Origin of the sequence: Streptomyces sp. NRRL WC-3549 (assembly GCF_000721935.1) — a bacterium.
Lineage (GTDB): Bacteria > Actinomycetota > Actinomycetes > Streptomycetales > Streptomycetaceae > Streptomyces.
The window spans coordinates 36,711-42,750 of the sequence record NZ_KL585438.1; the positions used below are offsets into that span (position 1 = coordinate 36,711).

Consider the following 6,040-nt stretch of genomic DNA (forward strand, 5'->3'; position numbering starts at 1 on the left):
CAGTCCGGCAGTCCGGCAGTCCGGCAGTTGCCAGAATGGCCCGATGGACTGGACCGTCTCCCCCGAGCCCTTCGACAGCCCCGACGCCGCACTCCTGCGCCGCGACTACTACGACGAGGTGGCGAGCCGCTACTGGGGGCGGCCCGCGACGGCCGAGGAGATCGACGACGGTCTCACGGGCGACGGGGCCGAACGGCTCACCCCGCCCACCGGCCAGTTCCGGTCCACGGGCGGCGGCGGGCTGCTGCTGGCGGCCGTCGAGCGTGAGGCCCGGGCGCTCGGGGTGACGCGGATACGCCTCGACACCCGGCACGACCTGGTCGAGGCACGGGCGCTGTACGCGAGGCACGGGTACGCGGAGGTGCCGGCGTTCAACCAGGGTCCGTACGCGGAACACTGGTTCGCCAAGGAGCTGTGAGCCCCGGGCGCCGCCCCGTCAGGCCGAGTGGTCGCGGCGCGGTTCGGGCATGTGGGGCCGTTCCCGGCTGGACCCGCTCACCTCGGAGGTCAGCTCCGTCACCAGGTGGACCAGGTCGGTGGGGCGGTCCGGGCCCCACCAGTCGCCCAGCAGCTCGGCCAGGGACTCCTCACGTGCCCGGGACAGCCGGACCACCGCCTCGGCGCCCGGTTCGGTGAGCACCAGTTGCACGCCCTCCCGCCGGGCCAGGCCCCGCCCTTCGATCTGCTGGGCCGCCTGGGTGATCACCCGCAGCGGCACGGGGGCGACCTCGGCGAGCCGGGCCGGTTCGACCGTGCCGTGCCGCTTGATGCGCAGCAGCAGCCAGCTGGCGGCGGGCAGCAGGTCGTAACCGGCCCGCTCGGTGATCTTCTCGTAGATCTCCCGGCGGCCCTCCCGGGTGGCCAGGACCGACAGGGCGCGGGCGCACTCGTCGTACGAGGAGCGCTCGACCGGGTTGGAGGCGAAGGTCTCGCTGTGGTCGGGGGCCGTCACCGAGCCGCGCAGCCGGTCCTCCTTGAGGAACCAGGCGAAGGCGAAGGCGACGAGGACGATCGGGACCGCGTAGAGGAAGACGTCGGTGATCGACGTCGAGTACGCGTCGAGGACGGCGGGGCGCAGATCGGCCGGGAGGCGTCCGAGGGCCCGTGGATCGGCCGCCAGGGAACCCGCGTCGACACCGCTCGGGAGCGAGCGCCCGGAGAGCGCGGACTGGAGCTTGCCGGTCAGCCGGTTGGTGAAGATGGTGCCGAAGATGGCCACACCGAACGACGCGCCGATGGACCGGAAGAACGTCGCGCCGGACGTGGCGACGCCCAGGTCCTCGTAGCCGACGGCGTTCTGGGCGACCAGGATGAGGACCTGCATCACCAGGCCGAGTCCCGCGCCGAAGACGAAGAAGAAGAGGCTCATCGTCAGGGTCGAACTGGACCGGGACAGCTGGTGGAGCAGCAGCAGACCGACCGCGGTGAGGGCGGTGCCGGTGACCGGGAAGACCTTCCAGCGGCCGGTCCGGCTGACGATCTGCCCGGACGCCGTCGAGGTGATCAGCAGACCGAAGACCATCGGCAGCATGTGCACACCGGACAGGGTCGGGGTGATGCCGTGCACGACCTGGAGAAAGGTGGGCAGGTAGGTCATCGCCCCGAACATCGCGAACCCGATGACGAAGCTGATGGCGGCGACGAGGGTGAAGGTCCGGATCCGGAACAGTTTCAGCGGCAGCACCGGCTCGACCGCCCGGCGCTCGACCCCGATGAAGACCACGAGGAGGGCGACGGCGAGGACGGCCAGGGCGATGATCTGGAACGACCCCCAGGCCCAGGTGGTGCCGCCCAGGGAGGCCACGAGGACCAGGCAGGTGGCGACCGTGGCGATGAGGAAGGTGCCCAGGTAGTCGATGGTGTGCTTGGTGCGCCGTACCGGGATGTGGAGGACGGCGGCGATGACGAGGAGCGCGACGACGCCGAGCGGCAGGTTGATGTAGAAGACCCAGCGCCAGCTGAGGTGCTGGGTGAAGAAGCCGCCGAGGAGCGGGCCGAGCACGCTGGTCACACCAAAGACGGCACCGAACAGGCCTTGGTACTTGCCGCGTTCGCGCGGGGTGACGATGTCGCCGACGATCGCCATCGACAGCACCATGAGTCCGCCGCCGCCGAGTCCCTGGAGGGCGCGGAAGATGATGAGCTGGGGCATGCTCTGGGCCATGCCGCAGAGGGCGGAGCCGACGAGGAAGATGACGATGGCCGTCTGGAAGAGCCTCTTCCGCCCGTACTGGTCGCCGAGCTTTCCCCAGAGCGGGGTCGCGGCGGTCGCGGCCAGCAGATAGGCGGTGACGACCCAGGACAGGTGGTCCAGCCCGCCGAGGTCGCTGACGATGGTCGGCAGCGCGGTCGAGACGATGGTCTGGTCGAGTGCCGCGAGCAGCATGCCGAGGAGCAGGGCGCCGATGGCCACCAGGACACTCCGCGTCGACCGCCCTTCACCCGGTGCGGGGGGAGGCGGGGGCAGCTGCTGGGCCATGGGTCTCTCCTCGGGTCCGCTTCTTCCCCATCCTGGCCGCTGTGCCCCGTTATGGCCTGCTGAGCAAGGGGTGAGGCGTTGGGGTTCCCCGGGGCGGCCTGCATAATCGCAGGCAGTTCACAGGGGAGGGGACCCACAATGACCGGACATATATGCCCGGAGTGCGGTGGCGAGCCGGGCGCGAGACCCGGGTGCGCCTGCCGGGGCGCCACGGCCGCGGGGGGCGAGGGCCGGGGCGACGGGAGCCATCTGGCCGCGCGTACGGCCGAGATGGCCGCCGCCGAGGACTTCGACCCGCTGCGCATCCGGCCGTACGTGACGCTGACGAACGGTGACACTCCGGACCAGGGGGCACCGGCCGAGGCCACGACGATGCGGCTCCACCTGAGCGACACGAGGGCCGCCGGGGGTAGCGCGCCGAGCCCGGAGCACGCCGCCGGTCCCGGACCTGCCGCCGGTTTCGGTCCCGGACCTGCCGCCGGTTCTGACCCCGGACCTGCCGCCGGTTTTGACCCCGCTCTCGACACCGGCCCCGCCGCCGGACCCGTCGCCGACGAGACCCGGCGGCGTACCGCGGCGGCCTACCGGGGCGACGGCACCGACGGCGATCCGGTGCGGCCCCGGCGCCGTAAGCCCCTGGCGGCCGTGGCGGTGGGTGCGGCGGTGGCCGCCGTGGTGGGGACGGCGGCGTTCGCGGGCGGTCTCTTCGGCGGCGGCGAGAGCGACGAGGAGGCGCTGCCGGAGGTCACGACGAGCATCCCGGACGCGATCCTCGAAGCCACCGCCACCCCGTCCGCGTCACCTTCGGCGTCCTCCTCGCCCTCCTCCTCCCCGTCGGTCTCCGTCTCGCCGTCCGGGTCGGCGTCGGCCTCCGCCTCCCCCTCCGCGTCGGCGAGCCCCTCCGCCTCCGCGTCCGCCACGGCGCAGGTGCCGCCACCGCCGCCCTCGGCGTCCGCCTCCGCCCCCGCGAGCACCGCACCGGCCGATCCGCCCGCCCTCGCCGCCGGGCCGACACTGCGTCCGGGCGACCAGGGGCCGGAGGTCGCGGAACTCCAGCGCCGGCTGAAGGAGAAGTGGATCTACCAGGGGCCGGACGACGCCCACTACTCGGGCCGGGTGGAGCGCGCGGTGCGGGAGTTCCAGCGGTGGGTGTCGGTCAGCACGGACACCCCGGGTGTGTACGGGCCCGAGACCCGCAAGGCGCTGGAGGCGCAGACGACGGGGTCGGGGCGCCCGTACTGACGGGGCGGGGTCCGGGGGTGGCCCACGCGTTCCGGAGCTGCGGGATTGGCGTTCCGGCGGCGCTTTTTGTATCGTAGAGAAACAAAGTAGCCTCCGCCCGTTTTCCCTGACCGGCGGGCGGGGCTACTTGTTCTCTCGACCTGCAGCCGTGGGCTGCCCGCACCACCGCGTTCTGGAGCCTGCCGATGTCGGCCACCGTCCTTGAAGCCCGCGCCCTCCTGCTGGACATGGACGGCACGCTCGTGAACTCCGACGCCGTGGTGGAGCGCTGCTGGCGCCGCTGGGCGCTCGCGAAGGGCCTCGACCCCGCGGCCGTCCTCACCGTGGTCCACGGACGCCAGGGATACGCCACGATGGCCGCCCTGCTGCCGGACCGCCCGATGGAGGAGAACCACGCCGAGAACCGGGCCATGCTCGCCGAGGAGACCGCCGACACCGAGGGCGTGGTACCCATCGGCGGGGCCGCCGCCTTCATGGCGTCACTCGCCGGACTCCCGCACGCACTGGTGACCTCGGCCGACGAGGCGCTCGCCCAGGCCCGCATGGGCGCCGCCGGCCTCCCCGTACCGGAGAACCGGGTGACGGCCGAACTGGTCGGCGCCAGCAAGCCGGACCCGGAAGGCTTCCTCAAGGGCGCGGCCGAGCTGGGCTTCGACCCGGCGGACTGCGTCGTCTTCGAGGACTCCGAGGCGGGCATCATGGCCGGCCGCGCGGCAGGCATGCGGGTCGTGGGCATCGGCCCCCGCGCGGCGGCACTCTCCCCCGACGTACACGTCGAGGACCTGACGCGACTCCGGGTGGAAGCGACACCCGGGGGCCACATCCGCCTGCACGTCGACGCCGCCCACTGACGGCCTGACCCACCCCCTCTCGCGCACCAGGCCGTAGGGCCTGCCGCCGCACGGCCGCCCTCACCGAAGGGCGGCCGTTCCCACGCCCGACGGCGCCCACCCCCACGGGTGAGGCGCCGTCTCGCACTTCCGGGGAAACCTCGGCACGGTGACGGCCCGTCAGGCCGGCCCCGACCCGCCCCCTACCGACCGCGCCCGGGGACACAGGCTCCCCACCCGGGCACAGCCCCCGGCCGACGCCTCCTTCCCCGCCGCCCGCGCCGCCCCCACCACCCGCGCCACCCGCGCACCGCCTCTCCCGAACCGGCCTTCCGTCAACCAACCGCCCTGTGTGAGGGACAGACGGAACGTCAGAGCTATCGCCCTACCCCTTGATGTGACGTGCGCATGTCGTCACTCTGTTACCTGACGACCACCCCACGGAAACCCGGCACCGCCACGATGACCGGGCCGACCAGGTCGTCCGCACAGGTTCCCCCCACATCAAGGGAGTTCTCATGCCCGGCATCTACGCGCGTCGCATAGCCGTCGCCGCCTCCGCCGCAGCCCTCGCCGCCACCACGGGGCTCCTCACCGCCCCGGCCGCCCAGGCCGCGATGCCCACTCCGGTCAGCGCGTCGACCGCCCGGACCTACCTCAGCCAGCTCACCGTCTCCGCCGAGGGCTCCTCGTCCGGCTACAGCCGGGACAAGTTCCCCCACTGGATCACCCAGTCCGGCACCTGCAACACCCGCGAGGTGGTGCTGAAGCGCGACGGCACCGGCGTCGTCCAGGACTCCTCCTGCGCCGCGACCAGCGGGAGCTGGTACTCGGAGTACGACGGCGCGACCTGGACCGCGGCCTCCGACCTGGACATCGACCACATGGTGCCGCTCGCCGAGGCGTGGCGCTCGGGCGCGAGCAGCTGGACCAACGCCCAACGCCAGCAGTACGCCAACGACCTGACGCGTCCTCAGCTCATCGCCGTCACGGACAACGTCAACCAGTCCAAGGGCGACAAGGACCCGGCCAAGTGGATGCCCCCGCGCACCGCCTACCGCTGCACCTACGCCCGGGCCTGGGTCCACGTGAAGCACTACTACAAGCTCAGCGTCGACTCGGCCGAGAAGACCGCGCTCCAGTCCGCACTGAACGGCTGCTAGCCGCGCGGCCGGAGGCCGCACCCCACGGCCCCGGAAGCGCACCGCACGACGCGGCCCCGCCCCGCCCTCCGCCGCCGCACCGCCCTCCTCCGTCACCCCGTCCTCCTCGCGTCTCCCCCTCCCCCTCCGTCGCTCCGTACCCTGCGGAGCCACCACTCGGAGCTGTTCACGGCGACGCGAGGAGGGCGCCCCAGGGCCGGGCCACGCCCGGAACCACCGCCGCGGCACCCGCCCAGGAGCCGGACGTCACCCGAGACACTGGCGCACACACCGCCCCCTCTCCGCCCGGTGGAGGTACGGACGTGATTTTCGGCCGAGTACGGCTG

The 6,040-nt window shown here is 72.8% G+C and carries 5 protein-coding genes; 4 read left to right on the plus strand and 1 reads right to left on the minus strand.

Annotated features, from left to right (window positions below; genetic code table 11):
* Window positions 1-43: 43 nt before the first annotated feature.
* Window positions 44-418: a GNAT family N-acetyltransferase gene (locus IH13_RS0132560; RefSeq protein ID WP_031090129.1), complete on the plus strand. Its 375-nt coding sequence runs from the start codon at window positions 44-46 to the stop codon at window positions 416-418.
* Window positions 419-436: 18 nt separating this feature from the next.
* Here IH13_RS0132560 and IH13_RS0132565 read toward each other — a convergent pair whose 3' ends face one another.
* Window positions 437-2,479 (minus strand): MDR family MFS transporter, encoded by a 2,043-nt coding sequence (locus IH13_RS0132565; protein WP_031090131.1) that lies wholly within the window; start codon window positions 2,477-2,479, stop codon window positions 437-439.
* 138 nt (window positions 2,480-2,617) lie between these two features.
* Here IH13_RS0132565 and IH13_RS0132570 point away from each other — a divergent pair, with 138 nt between their 5' ends.
* From IH13_RS0132570 to IH13_RS0132580, 3 genes are all read left to right on the plus strand, one after another.
* Window positions 2,618-3,721, plus strand: coding sequence for a peptidoglycan-binding domain-containing protein (locus IH13_RS0132570; protein ID WP_031090132.1), 1,104 nt, complete (start codon window positions 2,618-2,620; stop codon window positions 3,719-3,721).
* 185 nt (window positions 3,722-3,906) lie between these two features.
* On the plus strand, window positions 3,907-4,572 hold the full coding sequence (locus IH13_RS0132575) for an HAD-IA family hydrolase (protein ID WP_031090135.1): 666 nt from the start codon (window positions 3,907-3,909) through the stop codon (window positions 4,570-4,572).
* 497 nt (window positions 4,573-5,069) lie between these two features.
* Window positions 5,070-5,714 (plus strand): HNH endonuclease family protein, encoded by a 645-nt coding sequence (locus IH13_RS0132580; RefSeq protein ID WP_031090137.1) that lies wholly within the window; start codon window positions 5,070-5,072, stop codon window positions 5,712-5,714.
* Window positions 5,715-6,040: the final 326 nt, after the last annotated feature.